Here is a 20,480-nt window from a genome sequence, read left to right on the forward strand (position 1 = left end):
AAAAATGTTTAAAATATTCATACAAAGACCTGTCCTCTCGACGGTAATATCTGTTATTATTGTCATTCTGGGTGTTTTAGGACTGGTAGCGCTTCCTATTTCTCAATATCCGGATATTGCTCCTCCAACGGTAAACGTTTCAGCGAGTTATACCGGTGCTAATGCAGATGTGGTACTAAAAAGTATCGTAATTCCGCTTGAAGAGCAAATTAATGGTGTAGAAAACATGACATACATGACTTCTACAGCAACAAACGACGGAAATGCTTCTATAAAAATCTTCTTTAAAGTAGGAACAAATCCTGATTTAGCGGCGGTAAACGTGCAAAACAGGGTTTCTAGAGCCACCAGTTTATTGCCTGTTGAAGTTACTCAGGCCGGAGTTACCGTAACTAAAAGCCAGAGTAGTAACTTATTGATTTTCTCTTTATACAGTGATGATAAAGCGTACGATCAGACTTTCCTTCAAAATTATGCAAAAATCAACCTTGTTCCTCAAATTCAGCGTGTGGTTGGAGTAGGAGACGTAACGGTTTTTGGAGCAAAAGATTATTCGATGAGAATCTGGCTGAAACCGGATATCATGCAGCAATATAAACTGATTCCGAGTGATATTTCGGCAGCTTTGGCAGAACAAAATATTGAAGCTGCTCCGGGTAAATTTGGTGAAAACGGAAATCAGGCATTTCAATATGTAATTAAATATAAAGGACGTTTAACGAGCGCTCAGGAATTTGGAGATATCGTTATAAAATCTGTTGGAAACGGACAAATGCTTCGTTTGAAAGATGTTGCCAAAGTAGAGTTAGGATCTCTAAGTTATTCGGCAACGATTAAAACAAACGGTGTAGAATCTGCAGCAATGGCCATTAGCCAGACTCCGGGATCAAATGCGCGTGATGTAATTAATAATTCTAAAAAACTGATTGAAGAAGCGGCAAAAAACTTCCCAAAAGGAGTAAAATATACGCTTCTAGTAGATGTTAACGAGAATCTGGATGCTTCTATTGAAAAAGTAATTCATACTTTGATCGAAGCTTTTATACTGGTTTTTATCGTAGTATTTATTTTCCTTCAGGATTTTAGATCGACATTAATTCCGGCCATTGCGGTTCCGGTAGCGATTGTAGGAACGTTTTTCTTCCTGAATTTATTCGGATTTACGATTAACTTATTAACGCTTTTTGCAATGGTACTTGCGATTGGTATTGTCGTCGATGATGCCATTGTCGTCGTCGAGGCGGTGCATGCCAAATTAGACCACGGTTATAAATCGTCTAAAAAAGCCACAATCGATGCGATGGATGAAATTTCCGGAGCGATTATTTCGATTACGCTGGTAATGGCGGCCGTATTTATTCCGGTAACATTTATTACAGGTTCAACAGGGGTTTTCTACAAACAATTTGGTATTACATTAGCGGTTGCGATTATTCTTTCGGCAATTAATGCCTTGACTTTAAGTCCGGCTTTGTGTGCTTTACTTTTAAAACCGCATGCTGACGATCATAAACATAAAAGTTTTATTCAAAGATTTTATACATCGTTTAACGTTGCATTTGATAATGTAACAGAAAGATACAAACGTTCTGTTAGTTTTCTTTCAGTCAAAAAATGGATTGTTCTTGCAGCTATTCTTATTGCTGGTGCAGCATTATTTTATATGATGAAAACGACGCCGTCAGCTTTCGTTCCTGCTGAAGATCAGGGAACTGTTTTTGCTAATATTAGTTTGCCGCCATCAGCTTCGATGGAACGTTCTGATATTATAGCGAAAAAAGTAGACAGTATTGCCAAGACAATTCCGGGTGTTAAAAACACGCTTCGTATTGTAGGGCAAAACTTTACAGCGGGAGCGGGAAGTGCTTACAGTATGGTTATTGTAAAACTGGAAACGTGGGACAAACGTGATTTAAGTGTTAATGACGTAATTGGTCAGCTTTTTGCTAAAACAAGCGGCATTCGTGAAGCCAATATCTTCTTTATTTCTCCACCAACAATTCAGGGATTTGGACAAAGTGGTGGATTTGAATTCCAACTTCAGGATAAAGGAGGTCATACAACGGCAGAATTCTTTAAAGTGAATACTGAGTTTTTGGAAAAATTATCAAAACGTCCTGAAATTCAATATGCAACAACACCATTTAATCCAGGTTTTCCTCAATATATGATGGATATTAATCTGGCAAAAGCGAAAGATGCAGGCGTTTCTGTAAATACGATTTTGTCAACCATGCAAGGATATTATGGAGGTTTATATGCTTCGAATTTTAATAAATTCGGGAAACAATACCGTGTCATGATTCAGGCTTCTCCTGAGTTTCGTACAAATACTGAAGGACTGAATAAAATTTTCGTTAGAAACAGTTCAGGAACGATGGCTCCAATTACAGAATTTGTGAAAATGACAAGGGTTTTTGGTCCGGAATCTATTTCAAGATTTAACCTTTTTACCTCTATTTCGATTACAGGTGCACCAAATCCGGGTTTCAGTTCCGGAGATGCTATTAAAGCAATTCAGGAAGTGGCGGCAGAAAATCTTCCGGCAGGTTATGGTTATGAATTTTCAGGTTTAACACGTGAGGAATTAGCATCAGGAAGTGAAACTATTTTCATCTTCATTTTGTGTTTGGTTTTCGTTTATTTCTTGTTAAGTGCACAATACGAAAGTTATATTTTGCCTTTTGCGGTATTATTCTCGATTCCGTTTGGATTGGCGGGAGCCTATTTATTCTCGATTATATTCAAACTAAACAGTAATATTTACTTGCAGATTTCATTAATCATGCTGATTGGATTGCTTGCCAAGAATGGTATTTTGATTGTTGAATTTGCTTTGGAAAGAAGAAGAAAAGGTCTGCCAATTGTTCAGTCTGCAATTGAAGGAGCTGTAGCGCGTTTACGTCCAATTTTAATGACATCTTTTGCCTTTATTTTAGGACTTGTTCCTTTAATGTTTGCTTCCGGAGCAGGAGCTGTTGGTAACAAATCGATTGGTACAGGTGCAGTTGGCGGAATGTTGATTGGAACCGTTTTAGGAGTATTTGTTATTCCGGTATTGTTTATCGTTTTCCAGACTTTACAGGAAAAAGTTAGCGGTCCTGCAAAAGACGGTTATGATGAAGATGACGACGAGGAAGTACAACTATTAGAAACTCCTAAAGAGTAATAATTTAATTAAGAAAACAAAGATGACTCATAGTTCAAATAAATATATTTTAATGGTAATTGCAGCCACTCTTTTGAGTGCCTGCGTTACCAAAAAATACGAAAGTCCCAAGACAGTTTCGACGGAAAAGTTGTTCCGAGACCAGGCTGCTGCGGATTCTACAACTATTGCGAATATGCCTTGGCAAAGTGTTTTTAAAGATGCTAAACTGAATGCTTTAATTCAAAAAGGTTTAGACCAGAATCTGAATCTTAAAAATGCTATCGAAAACATCGTTCAGGCGCGTGCGACTTTGCGTCAGAGCAAATTGGCATATTATCCAACGTTGAATATCGATGCCAATGTAACACGTACAAAGCAATCAGAAGCGGGATTGAATTTTCCGGCAGGAATTAATATCAATACCTTAACAACGACTTACAAACTTGGTTTAAGTACTTCGTGGGAAGCTGATATCTGGGGAAAATTAAGCAGTACAAAAAGAGCTGCTTTAGCAACTTATCTTGCTACAGATGCTGCTAAACAAGCTGTTCAGACACAATTAATTTCAGATATTGCCAACAATTATTTCTTGTTATTAGCTTTTGATAAACAACTTGAAATAACAAAAGAAACCTTAGAAAGCCGTATCAAAAATGTAGAAACAATTAAGTCTTTGAAAGAAGGTGCAATTGTTACCGGAGCTGCTGTTGTGCAAAGTGAAGCCAATCGTTATGCAGCAGAAGTTTTAATTCCGGATTTAAAACAAAGTATTCGCGAAACCGAAAATGCATTGAATATTCTTTTAGGACAAGCTCCGGGTGAAATTGAAAGAGGCGTTTTGGGCGATCAGCAAATTCCTGAAAATATTGCGATAGGTTTACCTTCTCAATTGCTTCAAAATCGTCCTGATGTTCGTCAGGCTGAATTGAATTTCAGAGTTGCTTTTGAATCGACAAACTTGGCACGTACTTATTTTTATCCAAGTTTAACATTGACAGCAAGCGGTGGATTTTCGAATTTACAATTGACAGACTTTTTTACAAATTCTGTTTTTTATTCTATTATTGGAGGTTTAACGCAGCCACTTTTTAATCATGGTCTTAATAAAGCCAGATTAACAACGGCGCAATCTCAACAATTGCAGGCGTTGAATAATTTTCAACAAAGTCTTTTGGTTGCAGGACAAGAAGTTTCGAACTCTTTGTATGCGTATCAAATGGCCGTTGAAAAACAAGATTCAAGAGCAAAACAAATTGAATCATTGACAAAAGCAGTTGATTTTACGCAACAACTTTTAGAGTATAGTTCTGCTACCAATTATACAGATGTATTAACATCTCAACAAAATCTTTTGGCGGCACAATTAAGCGGGGTAAATGATAATTTACAAAAGCTACAGGCATTAGTTGATTTATATCGCGCTTTGGGCGGCGGTTGGAAATAATATTTGATATCTGTATTTTTAACATCTTGTCGGTTGTAAAAGACTATTCGTCGATTAGTTTTGTGTTTCTGTATAATGAATGCCTTAAAAGTATTTATTGGCACTACTTTCGCTTTGTTTAAATTAATTAACACTAATACCACAAAAATGAAAAAATTAGGAATTGCATTAATACTTTTAATGAGTGTTTTTGCCCATGCACAAGTTTCAGTCAATGTCAATATTGGTACACCACCAAATTGGGGTCCCGCTGGATATGACGACAGCAGATATTATTATTTGCCGGATATCGATGTTTATTATGACGTAACTCAAAGCCAGTTTATTTATGACAATAACGGTAATTGGGCGCGCGTAAACAGATTGCCTTCAAGATACAGAGGATATGATCTTTATAATGGTTACAAAGTAGTTTTAAATGATTACAGAGGAAATGCTCCTTATACGTACCACAAAAAACACATAACCAATTATCCAAAAGGATATAAAGGAAAACCTCAGAAAAACAGAGGAAACAAACCGGAGAAACAAAATAAACCGGATAAGCATAATAATGGTAATGGTAAAAATGATAATGGTCATAAAGGAAATTCCAAAGACCATAAAGATAACGGTCACCACTAATTAAACAAACATGACTTTAAAACGCCTCAAGTAATTGAGGCGTTTTTTTGTTTTAGAGTAAAAAAAATTAGCATAAAATACTATATTAGTACCATCAATTTAGAAACAATTACAATCAATAAAAATCTGGTAACACCAAACAGAATCAATTAAATGGAAAATATCACAGTCATTATTATGTTGTTGTTCGGGGTGGCATTCCTGAGCCTTTTAAGTAAAAAATATAATTTTCCTGTTCCAATTGTGCTTGTACTTTGTGGTGTAATTATCAGTATTATTCCCGGACTTCCCGTAATTGCACTAAATCCCGAAGTAGTTTTTATTATCTTTTTACCACCGCTTTTATATCACGCAGCCTGGTACACAAGCTGGTCTGAATTTAAACAAACTATTCGTCCCATAACGCTTGCTGCTGTGGGTTTGGTTTTTTTTACAACTTTTGCAGTAGCAGTTGCCGCACATTGGCTTATTGAAGATATTTCATGGCCATTGGCATTTTTGCTTGGGGCAATCGTTTCTCCTCCCGATGCAGTTTCGGCAACAGCCATTACAAAAGGTTTAGGTTTGCATCCCAGACTTATTGCCGTTCTTGAAGGCGAAAGTTTGTTGAATGACGCGAGCGGACTTGTAGCTTATAAATATGCATTAACAGCTATTACAGCAGGAAATTTTGTGCTTTGGCAGGCAGGATTAAACTTCTTTATCATGTCGACACTTGGTATTGCAATTGGTGTAGTCGTTGGTTTTGTAATGAGTATTATTCATAAAAAGTTTGTTTGCGACGATGTTATCGAAGCTACGCTTACTTTGCTAACACCTTTTGCATCTTATTTAATAGCAGAACATTTTGAATGTTCGGGTGTTTTGGCGGTCGTAACAACAGGTTTGTATCTTTCTGCAAGATCAGGCACTATTTTTACGCATGAAAGCCGCATTATGACCAATACAATCTGGAGCGTTCTTACGAATATATTAAACGGTTTAATATTTATTTTAATCGGGCTACAGTTGCGTTCTATTATTTCTGGAATTGGTCATTATTCCGGAATGTCGTTATTTATTTGGGGAGGAACAGTAAGTTTAGTCGTGATTTTAGTTCGGTTTTTATGGGTTCTTCCTGCGACTTTGCTTCCAAGGTTTATCAGTAAAAAAATAAGGCTTAATGAAGAATTTGATTATCGAAACATGCTTGTTTTTGGATGGGCAGGAATGCGTGGCGTTGTATCTATGGCGGCTGCATTGGCGCTTCCATTAACGGTTAATGATAATGAAGAATTTCCGTTAAGAAACCTGATTATTTATCTGGTTTTTTGTGTAATACTTTCTACGTTGGTTATTCAGGGATTAACGCTTCCGTGGGTGATTAAAAAACTAAAAATACAGCCTTATTCGATATTAGCCGAAGAATATGAAATTAGGAATGTTATTGTATCTGAAACCATTGCGCATATCGAAGATAATTTTTCGTTACTGAATGATGATTTACTTCATAATATCAAAAGTAAATATGAAGTAAAGTTTAATCGTTTGCAGCGAACAGAACTTCCGGCCAATTTCTTTGGAGGAGGAAAAGTAATGGGAGGGGAGATTTTTAATGATTTTACCAGAATACAAATTGATTTGCTTAATGTAGAAAGAGCTAAATTAGAACTAATGCATAAAAAAGGTTCTGTAAACGAAGAGATTTTCAGAAAGATTGAAAAAGAACTCGATCTTGAAGAAACCCGTTTATGGATGGAAATGCATGAAGAGTAATTATTTTTTTGGATTTGATAGAGAATATCAAATCCAAAAAAATAATATTTATGCGATTAACTATTTTTAATTAACGGAATTACTTTTGTTCCGATGAATTCTATTGAACTCATTAATTGTTCATGCGTAAGTCCTGCATTATCCATTTGAAACGTAAATCTTGAGATTCCACCAAGCGCTTCACTGTGACGTAGAATTTTCTCAGCAACTTGTTCAGGGCTTCCTAAAACTAAAACGCCTTGTTTGTCGATTAAAGTATCAAATTTTTGTCTTGTTACGGGCGGCCAACCACGTTCTAAGCCTAATTTTGTCCAAAGTTCAGCATAACCAGGATAGTATTCTTCGATTGCTTTTTCATTCGTTCCTGAAACATAACCAGGAGAATGCAAACCAACTTTAAGTTCCTCAGGTTTATATCCTGCAGCCTGACCAGCTTCGCGATACAAATCGATTAGCGGACGAAAACGATGTGTTTGCCCTCCAATTACGGCAACCATCAAAGGTAAACCAAGTGATCCTGCTCTTACAAAAGATTCGGGAGTTCCGCCAACGCCTAACCAAATAGGCAGTTTTTCCTGTAATGCTCTCGGATAAACCGGAAGGTTATTAATCGCCGGACGAAATTTTCCAGACCAGTTTACAAATTCATTATCCCTAATTTGTAATAACAAGTCTAGTTTTTCTTTAAAAAGCGCATCATAATCATTCAGATTAAAACCGAAAAGAGGATAAGCTTCAATAGAAGATCCACGGCCTACGACGATTTCAGCTCTTCCTTTCGAAATTAAATCTAAAGTGGCATATTCCTGATACACCCGCACCGGATCTGCAGCGCTTAAAACATTAACGGCACTCGCCAAACGTATGTTTTTTGTTCGTGATGCAGCAGCACTAAGTATTACTGCTGTGGCCGAATCTAAAAATTCTTTTTTATGGTGTTCTCCAATTCCAAAAACATGAAGCCCAACCTGATCGGCAAGTTCAATTCTTTGAAGCAATTGCTCCATAGCGTCAACACTGCTTAAGGAGTTGTTGTCGCCATACATTGCCGAAGCAAAACTGTCTATTCCTATTTCTATCATTTAGTAAAGATATTAAAAAACTGTTTTTTTACTGGTTATTGGATATAAAAAAACGGGACAAAAAGTATTTCTACCTGTCCCGTTTTTAATTATTAATTGTAATAATAAGTTTTATTTCTTCACAATAGAAATAGCTTTATCGCCTTCATTGTTTTTAATAAAATAGATTCCCGAAGCGACTTCAGATATATTGATTACATTTCCTTTTCCTTCTTTAATTTTAATGCCCAAAGGAGAATAAATCTTCCATTCGATTTCTTTTGATAAATGAAATGTTCCCGAAGAAGGATTTGGATAAACGACAAACTTTTTAGAATCCTCCGTTGGAATTTCAACTCCAAGATTACAGTTATGAACCATATATTCAACCTCTTTTGTATTAGTTCCGGCAGTATTGGTAACTTTTAAAGAGACTGTTTTAGTTCCTTCAGTTCCATAAAGTACATTATGCGGACCAATTCCTGTTGCTGTTGCGGGTGTTGCGTCATTGCCAAAACTCCAAACATAAGTATCAATTGTGCCAATAGAACCGGATACAAAAGTAACTGCAGTATTAATACATCCCATTTGTGGACTCACTTCAAAGTCTGCAACCGGTGTTGTTGCATTTCCTGATAAAGAAAATTCAAGTTTATTGACATTAATATCTGCTTCGTCAAACCAAAGTGTAATAACATGTACACCTTGCGTTAAAGGAATATTTGGAATTGTTGCAGTTTGCCAGTTCTGAAATCCACCAGTATTGGGAATATTGAATCTGCCCGAAACATTTACGCCATCAACTTCAATGTGTAAAGCTTTGTTCGCATAAGGTGTTGAAACTCTTAATTTAATATCATAATTACCTGTAGTATTTACTTTTGAAGTGTATTTAAGCCATTCATTTTTTGCAACGTACGAAATATTAAATCCGCCTTCATTACAAACTTCGGTTCCTACGCCATCTCCGGCTCTGTATTGTGTATCTCCACCGCCATTTGAATCAAAAACGGCATTTGGGCCAATATCATAATTTTCAGCTTCAATAATTCCCGGAATCTGAGCAATTAATCCCTGATAAGGCGCACTTGGAAGCGTTGTTGCCGTATAAAATGCTGTATAAGTTATTGTTCCTGTAGCAGGAGCCTGAAACGTTTGGTTAACAGCTCCGCCCTGACCCCAATGATCAAAATCATATCTTATATTGCCAACATATTGCGGAGTTGGAGCATTTAGTGTTTGTACTTTGGCGTTTGCAACAACTTGTTTGGTAGCAGGCGCTACAACTGGTTTTTGGTTAAATTCTAAATTGAGTAATGCTGGTGAACTCGTAACTGTAACATCAACCAAATTAGGTTTTATGTCTACAAATTTTGTAGCCGTTAAGCCGTTGCTATCGGTTACTTTTACAGTAAATCGGTACCATACATTTGGTGTTTTCTCGCCTTGGTTTGATGCTACGAAAGTGCCCAATTTCACGCCTTGCGGACTTGCACCGGGATGTGAGTGTCCGGCTCCCGGAATATCTTCGTGAAATAAATCAATACTCCATGAAAAAGCACTTGCAGGTAATTCTCCATCTTCAATATCAGTTGCAGTAGCTTCAAAATTTACAACATCATCAGCATTCCATTTTAAGGAAGCCAAAGGAAATTTTAAAGTAACTGTTGGTGCATTACTAAACGGAGTTACGGTAAGTGTTGCCGAATTACTTGTTGCGTTTCCTGCTGTATTGGTGACGATAACTCGATAAGCTCCTGCATTTGCTGTCGTTACGTTTGGAATTGTATAACTCGCCGCTGTAGCGCCGTTGATATTTACATTATTAAATTGCCATTGATAGCTTTGTCCTACGCCGCTTGCCGTAACATTAAAAGTTACAGGATAAGTTGCCATAATCGTTTGTGATTGCGGATGATTTACAATAGTTGGAGCAGCGGTTTCTATATAATCAAGTTTAATTAATGAACCGTTATTGCCGTAAGCACAGTAATAAATGTAACCGTCGTTTCCTAACATCATACCAAGCGCCTGTTGTTGCGGAGCTTCATAAAATTCAGTCGAAACAGGATCAGCAACATTCGGATCAAAAGATCTTATGGCATTTCTGACATAGTCTTTAATAATGAATTTTCCCTGAAGATTAGGATAACGAGATGTTGTCGGATTGTATAATACACCATTTGTTAACGCATTTCCAATACTTCCGGTTGCGTAAGTAAATATCGGGTTGGTAAATAAATTTGTTTCCGTTTGTTTTCCGTCGCCACCTTGTGGATGCCCCCAACCGTAGTTACGAATCGTTGGATTGCTGATTTCATTTATTTCTTCCCATGAAGTTCCAACATCCAAAACAAATAATTTATTGGCTGTGGCATTAGCAATAAGTCTCCACGGATTTCTGAATCCGTACACCCAAATACTTTGCCTTTGTATAGAACCTGTTCCATAAAATGGGTTTCCCGGTGCAGGAAGTCCATTTTCGGTAAGACGCAATATTTTTCCTTTATATGTATCTAAATCTTGCGCGTTTGTGTCTTGTTGACTATCTCCAACAGTTACATATAGAAAACCATTAAAGAATTTTAAGTCACCGCCATTATGAAATCCTGCACCAATAGGTTCTAATAATAAAATTTCCTGTCTGGCTAAAACCTGATTGGCATTATTGATTTGTATTCTTTCTATTCGATGTCTGATCACAGTTCCGTCATCAATAGAATAAAATACATAAATATATCCGTTAGTTGCAAAATCAGGATGCAAGGTCAACCCAAGCAATCCTTGCTCTTTATCTGTAACAGTTGTTACCGTAAAGACAGTTGAAACAGCATTGTTTTGAAACACTTTTACAATACCGGCTCTTTCGGCAATAAATATTCTTCCGTCAGAAGATTGTTCTAATGATAAACCTTCTTTAATTACCGCAGTAGGAGCGAGGGTTTGTGTAATGTACTGGCAATTTGCCTGCCATGAAATCAGTAAAAAGAAAGCAAATAATAAAAATTGCCTTAATTGTTTCCTCTGATTTCCTCTAAAATTTAGTTCTTTTTTCATAAGTTATTTTTAGTAGATTTTATTGTGGGTAATCAAATTTAACATTTTTTTTACTACTAAACCTATTTTTGGTTTATTAAAATATTTCATTAACAAAAAGATATAAAAAGCTATTATGTATTTGATTATGTGTAAAATAAACTAAAAAATGTATTATTTTTTATAAGATTTTTTTTTAAATTTGATGTAGCAATTTCTAGCCAATAACCATTATGGAAAAATTGAAACGTCCGGTTTATCTCAAACCTGGTACGGATGATTTTTTTAAAATGCTGCAACAAGAAGTGAAAGAAACCGTTTTAAAAAATTCATCATTGTATCTGGTTAATATATTTAAGTCTTTAGGACTTTTAGTGCTCTTTTTTCTGTTTTATGCCTGCGTGCTTTTATTTGGCAACAATACGGCTTTGCTCTTTCTGTTTTATATTTTATGCGGAATGAATATGATTGTGCTTTTTATAAACGCATTTCATGACGCAGCGCACGGAGCATTGTTTAAAAAGCCATTCCACAACCAATTATTTACATATTCGCTGGAACTTTTTGGTGGTAATCACTGGCTTTGGATCCGACGGCATATTGGTCTTCATCACGCATACCCAAATGTTCCCGATTGGGATATTGACATCAAACAAAGCGACATTATCAGGATTTTCCCAACCAGTCCGTTGTTCAATTACCACAAATACCAACATATTTATATGTGGTTTATTTATCCACTTTATAGCCTGAATTGGATCTACATCAGAGATTTTAAAGATTTTTTTGGAAAGAAAGACAACTATGTAAAAAAGGTAGTTGAAAAAATTCCGAAGAAAGAAATCTACATACTTTTTGCTGCAAAAGTGCTCAATCTTTTTTATTTGTTATTTATTCCGATGTTGGTACTAAATCAGCCCTGGTATTTAGTATTAAGCGCATGGTTTGCAATGCATCTCTGCGGAAGCATGTTGGGTGTAGTAGCTCTTGTTTCTACACATGTTGATGAAGATGCACATTTTCCTGTAACAGATGATAACGGAAATCTTTCAGCAACTTGGGCATTACATCAAATGATTGTAACTAAAGATTTTAGTACGGACAGCAAACTGGCTAATTTTTTATATGGAGGATTTACACATCACGTCGCACATCATCTTTTTCCCGGTGTTGGGCATACTTATTATCCTCATATTACACCTATAATCAGACGTTATGCAGAAGTATACGATCTTCCTTATACTTCTTATCCCTTTTATCATGCGGTGCGGTCTCATTTTAGAATGCTGAAAAACCATGGAGTAAAAGAGAATATTTTAATGACCGGAGAAATATAACCTAATAAATTTTTAATAAATTAAATAACCTAATTATAAAATAAATTTGGTTTTATGTAGTTAACTACGTAGTTTTGTATTGTAAATATAAAAACTATGAAACCAGTTATTATCCCGATCGAAAATCAATATGCAAATGCAGTTATAGATTTAGTTTTAAACATTCAGCAAAAAGAATTTAATATTGCCATTACTTTACAAGATCAGCCAGATTTATTAGATATAAAGAGTTTTTACTACGCTACTGGAGGCGGATTCTGGGGCGCTTTTATAAATGATGAATTGGTTGGTACAATTGCTTTAATTAAATTTGATGATAACGCGGCAGCAATCAGAAAAATGTTTGTGAAAAAGGAGTATCGAGGAAAAGAATTCTCGATTGCTCAAAAATTATTAGAGACTTTGATTCAATATTGTAAAGAAAATGGAATCGATGATTTATATTTGGGAACAGTATCAGTATTAGAAGCTGCTTTGCGTTTTTATGAAAGAAATCATTTTGTACGCATCGAAAAAGTATTGCTTCCGGAAGCATTTCCATTAATGAGTGCAGACAACGTTTTCTGCCATTTAAACCTAAAAGTATAAGAATGAATATTATAGATGAATCAGGAATTTTAGCCATTTCAACACGATTACAACGCTTGAGCGAGCAATTGCGCAAAGACGGCGCATTGCTTTATAAAGAATACGGAATTGACTTTGAGCCGAAATGGTTTCCTGTAATTTATACTTTATATCATAAAGAGGTTTTAAGTGTTGTTGAAATTGCAAATGAAATTGGCTATACACATCCTTCGACTATCAGTTTATTAAAAGAATTAGAAAAGCAAAAACTCATTCGGTCTAAAAAAGACAAAATCGATGAACGAAAACGGCTTTTGCAGCTTACGGCAAAAGGGCAGGAACTTATTTTAAAAATGAAGCCGGTCTGGGCTGTAATGACAAGTGTTCTAAGTGATATTGCCGACAATCAAAACAATTTACTTCAGGCGATTAATGAAGCCGAAAACAAAATTATGCATCAGAGTTTTTTACAGCGTGCTTTGCAATTGAAGAGCGAAGAAAAGAATTTGTAACGATTGATTTCAGATTTTTTTGTTTTAAATATTGTAAAAATAATATTACGAAATATTATAAAGATTAGTAAAAATTTAATATCATTGCAAAAAAAAGACTTGACAAACATTGATATTTATGAAACGAGTTTATCAATAGAAAATTCTATTGTTCAATATCTTTTCGAAAGCGCAGGCGATAAAAAAATCATTAAAGCAGTTCAATATTCTCGTTTTGAAACTCAAAATGGTGTGGCTATTTATAATTTAGGTTTTGGAGATTATAATTTTGAGACGAAAGATATTTGTGATAAGGAAAACAGCAATAATGGTGACATGAGAAATGTATTTAATACTGTATTGGGTACAGTGCCTAAATTCTTTGAAGATAATCCCGGTTTTCCTATCTATGTTCAAGGTAGCGATAGTTCAGAATCATTTGAAGAAGAATGTAGAAATGCATGCTCTAAAAACTGTTACGGAACCTGTAAAAATAAAAACAGAAGAATAAGAACCTATACTTATTTTGTAGATAAATATTTTAAAGAACTTTCAAAAGAGTACATTTTTTTTGGATTTGATGAAGAAGAAAATAACTTTGTGCAGTATGTTCCAAAAAATAAATACATTGCGGTGCTGGTTTATAAGAAAAAATAGATAATTTTGTAAAACAATTGGCGTTTATATTAATAGCAATTAAATATGAGGGTTATGGAAAAAGATAAAAAAATGGAGAACACAACAAACATCATTTCAATGTCTAATGCAACTAAGAAAAAGATTTCTAAAGTAGCAGATGAAATAAATGGTAAAAATTTGTTTACGGAGAAAATTGAACTGGCAAAAAAAACATTGCAAAATTTAAAATCCTTACCGATTTAAATTTGCAACTAATTATATAACGAAAAGCGATCTTAATAGATCGCTTTTTTTGTATCGGGTATTATCTTAATTTCTAAAAGAAGATTTTATAAAAATAGACAAGTATTTGATTTTGTGTATTTTTTGATAAAAGAATTGTGTAACTCAAAAGTTACTTATATATTTGTGTAACTTAAAAGTTACTCATTATGGAAAGAATAATCAAACACAACTATTTTTTTGCCCATTCTCCGGAAAAAGTGTGGCATTATCTAACCAACTCCGATTTGATGGAGCTTTGGCTAATGAAAAATAATTTTCAACCCGTTGTTGGAACTGACTTTCAGTTTAGGACCAATCCGGTTGCAGATTTGAATTTTGATGGAATTTTTTATTGTACCGTTTTAGAAGTTGAACCTTTTAAAAAGCTTTCTTACAGTTGGAAAAGCGGGCCCGGTGACGGTAAAATTACATTAGATTCTGTAGTAGTTTGGAAGCTTGAAGCAACTACAGAAGGAACAAAAGTTTACTTAGAACACAGTGGCTTTGATAAAGAAGAAAATCTTGGAATATACGATGCACTGAACAATGGCTGGCCAGGAAAATTTGTAAAAATAGAAAACTTAATAAACGCATAAAATGGCAACACCAACTCTTGACATATTTCAGGTTATTGGAGACTCCAGCAGAAGAAAAATGCTGTTATTGCTTAGTGAAGACCGACTAACAATTAACTCGCTTGCACATCATTTCGAAATGAGCCGTCCAGCGGTTTCTAAACACGTTAAGATTTTGCATAATGCCGGTTTTATTTCGATAGAAGATAGTGGGAGAGAACGTTATTGCAGCCTGAAAAAAGATGGTTTTGAAGAACTGAAAACCTGGATTTCTTATTTTGATGAATTCTGGGGTTCAAAACTGAAAAAATTAGAATCTTTGATGGATGATACTAAATTGACGAATTAAAGATGAGCAGCTTTGATATTTTACCGCAAAGTGCGCAATGATTTTTAATTTTTGGTGCTTTGTAAAAAACGCAAAGTTCACAAAGCTTCCTGAATAAAACTTTGTGAACTTTGCGTAATCCTTCGCGAACTTTGCGGTTAAACCTTTATAGTTTTATAAAATAAAATTGATATTTACTTATCTTTATAAAATAAAATTATAAGGATGACTATTCAGCAATTAAAATATATCGTAGCTTTAGACGAAGAACGCCATTTTGCAAGAGCGGCTGAAGTTTGTATGGTTACGCAGCCCGGACTTACGATTCAGTTAAAAAATCTTGAGGAAGAAATTGGAATCAAAATTTTTGATCGCAATAAAGTGCCGCTAACGCCAACTTTGCTTGGAACGGAGATTATCAATAAAGCAAAAAAAATTCTTCGTGAAGCTGATGAAATTCGGGATTTTGTGGTCAATGAAAAAAACCTGTTGGAAGGGGAGTTAAAGCTTGGAATTATTTCAACTTTATCACCTTATCTTATTCCGTTGTTTATTAAGGCAATGAAAGAAGCGACTCCAAAAGTACATTTCATTATCAGAGAAGCCAATACGGGACAATTAATGAAAGATTTAGAAACCGGCGCACTCGATGTTGTTATTATGGCAACGCCAACCGGAAATCCCAATTTAATTGAACATCCTATTTTTAAAGAACCTTTTGTGGCGTATTTGAATGAATTTCATCCAATGGCTAATGAAGAATTTTATGAAATGCAACCCGGCGATAAAACCGAATTGTTATTGCTTCATCATGAATTTTGCTATAATGCACAGCTTTTAGACATCTGTGGCTTAAAAAGTTCCGATAAAATAAAAGAACAATTTACGTACGATATCAGTTCGATTGAAACCTTAAAAAACTTAGTTCGTGCGCATTTAGGATTTGCAATAATTCCGCAGCTTTCTATTATGAACGAGGCAAAATCGGGGCTTTTTAAACCTTTTAAAGAACCAATACCCGTAAGAGAAATAAGTTTGGTGGTTTCAGATTCGTTTTCAAAGAAATTATTGCTCGAAAAAATGAACGAAGCCATTTGGAATTGCCTTCCCGAATCGCTTAAAAAAGATTTTGCGTACCGAAAAATACGCTGGAATGATTCGCCTTATTTTGTAAAAGCTGTTAGTAAGTTTATGTAGAAGTTTAAATTTCCAATAAAAAAATTCCAATACTTACTTAAAAGTATTGGAATTTGGAATTTAAAAATATTTGGAATTTATTTCTTAGATGCAGCAATAATCACTTTCGCAACAGCTTCAGGTTGTGAAATAAAAACTACATGGCTTCCTTTTATTTCTGTAATTTTCGTGTTAGAACGTTTGTACATCGCACGTTCAATATCAGGATTGATGCTTTTGTCTTCAGTCGCTACGATTCCGTAAGCAGGTTTAGTTCTCCAGGCTGCTTTTGTTATTGGAGTTCCAAAACCTTTAGCATAAAAAGCACCTTGTGAAGCGAACATAAAATCAGCATCTTCTTTACTTAAATCACCTGCAAAACCAGCGTGAAATTTAGCTTTGTCATAATAAGCGATTCCTTTATCATCCGGAGCCAATACACCATTTTCCGGAGCCGGAGGCGCAGTTTGTAACCATTGAATAGAGTTTTCGCCATTATCTGGCTGTAATGCAGCGATGTAAACCAATGCAGCTACTTTTGGGTGATTTCCGGCTTCTGTAATTACAGTTCCTCCCCATGAATGTCCAACCAAAATTGTTGGTCCGTCTTGTTTGTCTAAAGCTAAGTTTGTTGCTCTCACATCATCTTCAAGAGAGCTTAACGGATTTTGAACTATCGTTACATTATAGCCTTTTTTAGTCAAAATCTGGTATAATCCTTTATATCCTGAACCGTCTGCAAAAGCACCGTGAACCAATACTACATTTTTAATTTGAGGTGTTGTTTGTGCGTTTACATTTGCAGTTGTAAATACTAAACTTAATATGAATGCCGCGAATGCGAAATAGCGATTAAATGTTTTCATAATTGTAAATTTTAAATTGTTGTGTTATTTTTAAATGAAATTCCAGTTTTGAAATTCTAAATTCCAACGCAATTTTGTCATTTCGACGGAGGAGAAGTGCTTCGTACAGAATGCCGCCAATCTTTGTCGATTTTCTTGTGTGATTCTTCTCCCGAAGCTTCGGGATCAGAATGACAAGATTGCGTTGACTTTGTATTGAAAGTAGTTGGAATTTTTAATTATTGGAAATTAATTCAATGTTACAGTTAAAGTAATTTCAGTATTCAATAATTTAGAAATTGGACAAATTTCTTTTGCTTTTTGTGCTGCTTGCTGAAAATCTTCGGCTGAAATACCAGGAACTTTTCCGGTCAATTCTAATTGAATCAAAGTAATAGTTCCGTCTTCAAAAGTTACTTTGGCAACTGTGTCTAAATCTTCAGGAACGAATCCGGCTTCAGAAAGTAAAAAGCTTAATTGCATGGTAAAACAGCCAGAATGTGCCGCAGCAATTAATTCTTCAGGATTAGTTCCTACACCTTGCTCAAAACGGGTTTTAAAAGATAATTGAGCTTCGTTTAGTGTTGTGCTTTGAGTACTAATAGTACCTTTTCCTTCCATTCCTGTACCTTTCCAATTTGCGTTTGCTCTTCTTGTAAATTTCATGATTTCTATTTTTTAAAGTTGTTTTTAAATTTCTCAAATCAGTTGTTTGATTTTGATAGGACAAATTTATGGCGAAGGTGTTTATTAATCAAATTAATAATTTTTTACACTTATAAAAATAATTTATAATCATGATTTATATTTAACAAATTCCCTTATTATAGAAGTGATTAAGGATAGGTTCGATTACATTTGTGTTGCTGAAAAAAAACAGCATTACCAAAAATAATAGTATATGAAATTCATCATCGCCTTCTTTTTTTGCATTTCTGTTCAGGCAATTTATAGTATTGGTTCATACAAAAAAGGAGATATTTTATATAATTGTAGTGGAGAAGAAGTAAAACTATATGCTGATTCAAATACTAAAAGCAAAATTGTAACGGTTTTAAACGCTGCAGAAGATTGTATTGTTATTGATGATAATATAAAGAAAACAGCCCACACAGTTATAGAAATTAAGCCCAAGAAAGATGCAGAAGATGATTTTAAAGGATTCTCTTTATCTGGTTTTTGGGTAAAAGTAAAAACTAAAGACGGAAAAACAGGTTATGTTTTCGATGCTTATTTATCTAAAACAAAACCAGGGTTTGAATTGAGTAAATCTTATTTCGATCAGGAGTTTAAACTGATGAAATCAAAAGCTAAAAAACCAGATCCTAAAAAAGACAATGCTTATTCCAGTTCTTACATTTATAAAAACGGAGCATCAATTACAGAAAACGGAAGCGATTATGATAGTCACACTACTTATTTTATTCCGAATTTAACTTTAGAAGAAGCCTATTTTCTTCTTAAAACTTCTGATCGTATTCCTTCCTCAAAAGATTCCGGTGCTTACGGAATTTCAATTCAGTTTGATGGTACTGAGTTGAGTTTTTCTTCGATTTCTGAAAGTACGAGTATTAAGAAGGTTGATGGGAAAATGGGGAAGGGGATTGAGATTTTGTTTGAGGCTGCGGATTAGGTTTATTACTTATTCTTCAATGTAGAACTCATCATCTTCATGAAATGAAGATCCTCCAATTCTAATATATAAATCTGTAAGCTTTGAAGCAATATCATTTAAAAATTTATTATCAAGTTCTCGAAATTCTATTATTACTTTTTTAGAATTGAGTAAATCATCATAAAAAGAAGAAAGTGTTTTGGTATCATAAATACTTGTATACTTTAAGATACTTATAAACTTGATTCTAAAATCTTTATTGTCGGCTCCTAGTAATTCAATATGATGCATGATTTATTTTAAGTTGTATTTTTATAATGTACTTTCATTTAAAAAACAATCTATAATTTCATCTCCAATTTTATCGTTTAGAGAATCTTTATCTAATTTGAAAATAGAAACTTTCCCTAAACAACATTTATGTTGTTTGAATTTTTGCTCATTATCAATTATGTATGCATGAACATGATGGTTCTGAAATTGAACAAAAGAACTAAAGTTTGTTGTATTTGATGGATACAAAAGCATTGCTTTATCAGATTTCCAATAATCATTATAAACATACATTTGGCGTAAGTCCTGCGTTGAAGGTTTGCTGTAAGAAATGTTTTTCCATTTAGTATCTATAATGAATTTCATTTTATCTTTTTCGATAACAATATCTGGTCGAATTGAAATCCCATTCCAAAAATGTGTCGATTGCTGCCCATAAACAGTTACCTCTCTATCTGATTGTTTTAATCTGGCTAAAATATATTCTTCCCATAAATTATTCATATCGAATAATAAGGCTAACATGTTTTCTGAGCCACTAGAAATATTTGGAGCAAAATTTAATATAATGAATTTTGAAATTGCCAAAGCAGTTTCATAAGGAGCTATTTTTCTGGTTTTAGGAATTTTTGTAAACGTGGCTTCAGTAACTGAAATGTTTTTTACTTCAGGAAAATCTAGTTGTACCGTTTTACATTTGGAATATAAATAATTGCCTTTAGTGCATTTTTCTACAATATTTAAAGCTTTAGAAAGTATTTGATGAATAAGATGATCTTTGTCATAAACTTGATGAGTAGTGTAAAAATGCTCTTTATGAACTAAATTTTTGCTAATATGCCCTGCAAATTCTAATTTACCTTTTAAAGCTTTAACATTATTAGTTTCTTTATAATATTGTTTTATTAATCCCTGATGAATTAATAATTGAACTTCATTTAAAAACCATTCAAAGTAAATATCTAAAAGATGAATATTTTGTTTGTTAACATTTGCATTATTAACATTCTGAATTTTAAGTTTTTTAGTGACACGAAGCATTTCAATTAATGCTTTTTGCCACACATTAGTACTCTTACCATCATTATCGATTTTTGGCAAGATCTCAATTGTTAAACCGTCAACTTGAATAACACCAACAAATTGTTTAAACACTACACCATTGTGTTTTAAATCAAAATACTGATAATTATGTAGAGCATTTAATTTGGAAAGAGCAACAAAATGGCGTTGTTCGAACTTTCCTTTAATCGGAAGAAAGCTATGTTCAAAAACTTGTATTGTATTTTCTTTTAACAT

19 protein-coding genes are annotated in these 20,480 nt (G+C 34.2%); 13 read left to right on the plus strand and 6 right to left on the minus strand.

Annotated elements, in window-relative coordinates:
* Positions 1-4: 4 nt before the first annotated feature.
* The 4 genes from GKZ86_RS04680 (at position 5) to GKZ86_RS04695 (ending at position 6,974) form a co-directional block, all read left to right on the plus strand.
* A complete protein-coding gene (locus tag GKZ86_RS04680) occupies positions 5-3,169 on the plus strand; it encodes an efflux RND transporter permease subunit (RefSeq protein WP_154781952.1) in 3,165 nt (1,054 codons plus the stop codon).
* 22 nt (positions 3,170-3,191) lie between these two features.
* A complete protein-coding gene (locus tag GKZ86_RS04685; RefSeq protein ID WP_154781953.1) occupies positions 3,192-4,595 on the plus strand; it encodes an efflux transporter outer membrane subunit in 1,404 nt (467 codons plus the stop codon).
* Positions 4,596-4,742: 147 nt separating this feature from the next.
* On the plus strand, positions 4,743-5,219 hold the full coding sequence (locus GKZ86_RS04690; protein WP_154781954.1) for a hypothetical protein: 477 nt from the start codon (positions 4,743-4,745) through the stop codon (positions 5,217-5,219).
* A 153-nt stretch (positions 5,220-5,372) separates the two neighbouring features.
* A complete protein-coding gene (locus tag GKZ86_RS04695; protein WP_154781955.1) occupies positions 5,373-6,974 on the plus strand; it encodes a Na+/H+ antiporter in 1,602 nt (533 codons plus the stop codon).
* 56 nt (positions 6,975-7,030) lie between these two features.
* Here the strand turns inward: GKZ86_RS04695 and GKZ86_RS04700 are convergent, their stop codons facing one another.
* Both GKZ86_RS04700 and GKZ86_RS04705 read right to left on the minus strand, forming a co-directional pair.
* On the minus strand, positions 7,031-8,053 hold the full coding sequence (locus GKZ86_RS04700; RefSeq protein ID WP_194632464.1) for an LLM class flavin-dependent oxidoreductase: 1,023 nt from the start codon (positions 8,051-8,053) through the stop codon (positions 7,031-7,033).
* A gap of 114 nt (positions 8,054-8,167) precedes the next feature.
* The gene (locus GKZ86_RS04705; protein WP_154781957.1) at positions 8,168-11,092 is read right to left on the minus strand and encodes a PQQ-dependent sugar dehydrogenase; all 2,925 of its coding nucleotides are present in this window, start codon (positions 11,090-11,092) and stop codon (positions 8,168-8,170) included.
* Positions 11,093-11,304: 212 nt separating this feature from the next.
* On the opposite strand from GKZ86_RS04705, the gene GKZ86_RS04710 reads away from it, so the two are divergent.
* The 8 genes from GKZ86_RS04710 (at position 11,305) to GKZ86_RS04745 (ending at position 16,469) form a co-directional block, all read left to right on the plus strand.
* A complete protein-coding gene (locus tag GKZ86_RS04710) occupies positions 11,305-12,408 on the plus strand; it encodes a fatty acid desaturase (RefSeq protein ID WP_154781958.1) in 1,104 nt (367 codons plus the stop codon).
* A 96-nt stretch (positions 12,409-12,504) separates the two neighbouring features.
* On the plus strand, positions 12,505-12,996 hold the full coding sequence (locus GKZ86_RS04715) for a GNAT family N-acetyltransferase (RefSeq protein ID WP_154781959.1): 492 nt from the start codon (positions 12,505-12,507) through the stop codon (positions 12,994-12,996).
* 2 nt (positions 12,997-12,998) lie between these two features.
* Positions 12,999-13,487, plus strand: coding sequence for a MarR family winged helix-turn-helix transcriptional regulator (locus tag GKZ86_RS04720; RefSeq protein WP_154781960.1), 489 nt, complete (start codon positions 12,999-13,001; stop codon positions 13,485-13,487).
* Positions 13,488-13,571: 84 nt separating this feature from the next.
* Complete coding sequence (locus tag GKZ86_RS04725; protein WP_228526534.1) at positions 13,572-14,123, plus strand: hypothetical protein; 552 nt, start codon at positions 13,572-13,574, stop codon at positions 14,121-14,123.
* Positions 14,124-14,177: 54 nt separating this feature from the next.
* Positions 14,178-14,348 carry a hypothetical protein gene (locus tag GKZ86_RS04730; protein ID WP_154781961.1) on the plus strand — a complete coding sequence of 57 codons (171 nt, stop codon included), beginning with the start codon at positions 14,178-14,180 and terminating at the stop codon, positions 14,346-14,348.
* A 188-nt stretch (positions 14,349-14,536) separates the two neighbouring features.
* Complete coding sequence (locus GKZ86_RS04735; protein ID WP_154781962.1) at positions 14,537-14,965, plus strand: SRPBCC domain-containing protein; 429 nt, start codon at positions 14,537-14,539, stop codon at positions 14,963-14,965.
* Between the two features lies 1 nt (position 14,966).
* On the plus strand, positions 14,967-15,293 hold the full coding sequence (locus GKZ86_RS04740; protein ID WP_154781963.1) for a helix-turn-helix transcriptional regulator: 327 nt from the start codon (positions 14,967-14,969) through the stop codon (positions 15,291-15,293).
* 204 nt (positions 15,294-15,497) lie between these two features.
* Positions 15,498-16,469: a hydrogen peroxide-inducible genes activator gene (locus tag GKZ86_RS04745; protein ID WP_154781964.1), complete on the plus strand. Its 972-nt coding sequence runs from the start codon at positions 15,498-15,500 to the stop codon at positions 16,467-16,469.
* Between the two features lie 77 nt (positions 16,470-16,546).
* On the opposite strand, the gene GKZ86_RS04750 is transcribed toward GKZ86_RS04745, so the two are convergent.
* Together GKZ86_RS04750 and GKZ86_RS04755 are read right to left on the minus strand one after the other, a co-directional pair.
* Positions 16,547-17,314 (minus strand): alpha/beta hydrolase, encoded by a 768-nt coding sequence (locus tag GKZ86_RS04750; protein WP_154781965.1) that lies wholly within the window; start codon positions 17,312-17,314, stop codon positions 16,547-16,549.
* A 228-nt stretch (positions 17,315-17,542) separates the two neighbouring features.
* The gene (locus GKZ86_RS04755; RefSeq protein WP_154781966.1) at positions 17,543-17,959 is read right to left on the minus strand and encodes an OsmC family protein; all 417 of its coding nucleotides are present in this window, start codon (positions 17,957-17,959) and stop codon (positions 17,543-17,545) included.
* 235 nt (positions 17,960-18,194) lie between these two features.
* Here GKZ86_RS04755 and GKZ86_RS04760 point away from each other — a divergent pair, with 235 nt between their 5' ends.
* Positions 18,195-18,926 carry an SH3 domain-containing protein gene (locus GKZ86_RS04760; protein WP_154781967.1) on the plus strand — a complete coding sequence of 244 codons (732 nt, stop codon included), beginning with the start codon at positions 18,195-18,197 and terminating at the stop codon, positions 18,924-18,926.
* 9 nt (positions 18,927-18,935) lie between these two features.
* Here GKZ86_RS04760 and GKZ86_RS04765 read toward each other — a convergent pair whose 3' ends face one another.
* Both GKZ86_RS04765 and GKZ86_RS04770 read right to left on the minus strand, forming a co-directional pair.
* The gene (locus GKZ86_RS04765; protein WP_154781968.1) at positions 18,936-19,199 is read right to left on the minus strand and encodes a hypothetical protein; all 264 of its coding nucleotides are present in this window, start codon (positions 19,197-19,199) and stop codon (positions 18,936-18,938) included.
* A gap of 21 nt (positions 19,200-19,220) precedes the next feature.
* The gene (locus GKZ86_RS04770; RefSeq protein ID WP_154781969.1) at positions 19,221-20,480 is read right to left on the minus strand and encodes an McrC family protein; all 1,260 of its coding nucleotides are present in this window, start codon (positions 20,478-20,480) and stop codon (positions 19,221-19,223) included.

Source organism: Flavobacterium sp. LC2016-13, from assembly GCF_009707955.1.
Classification (GTDB): Bacteria; Bacteroidota; Bacteroidia; order Flavobacteriales; family Flavobacteriaceae; genus Flavobacterium.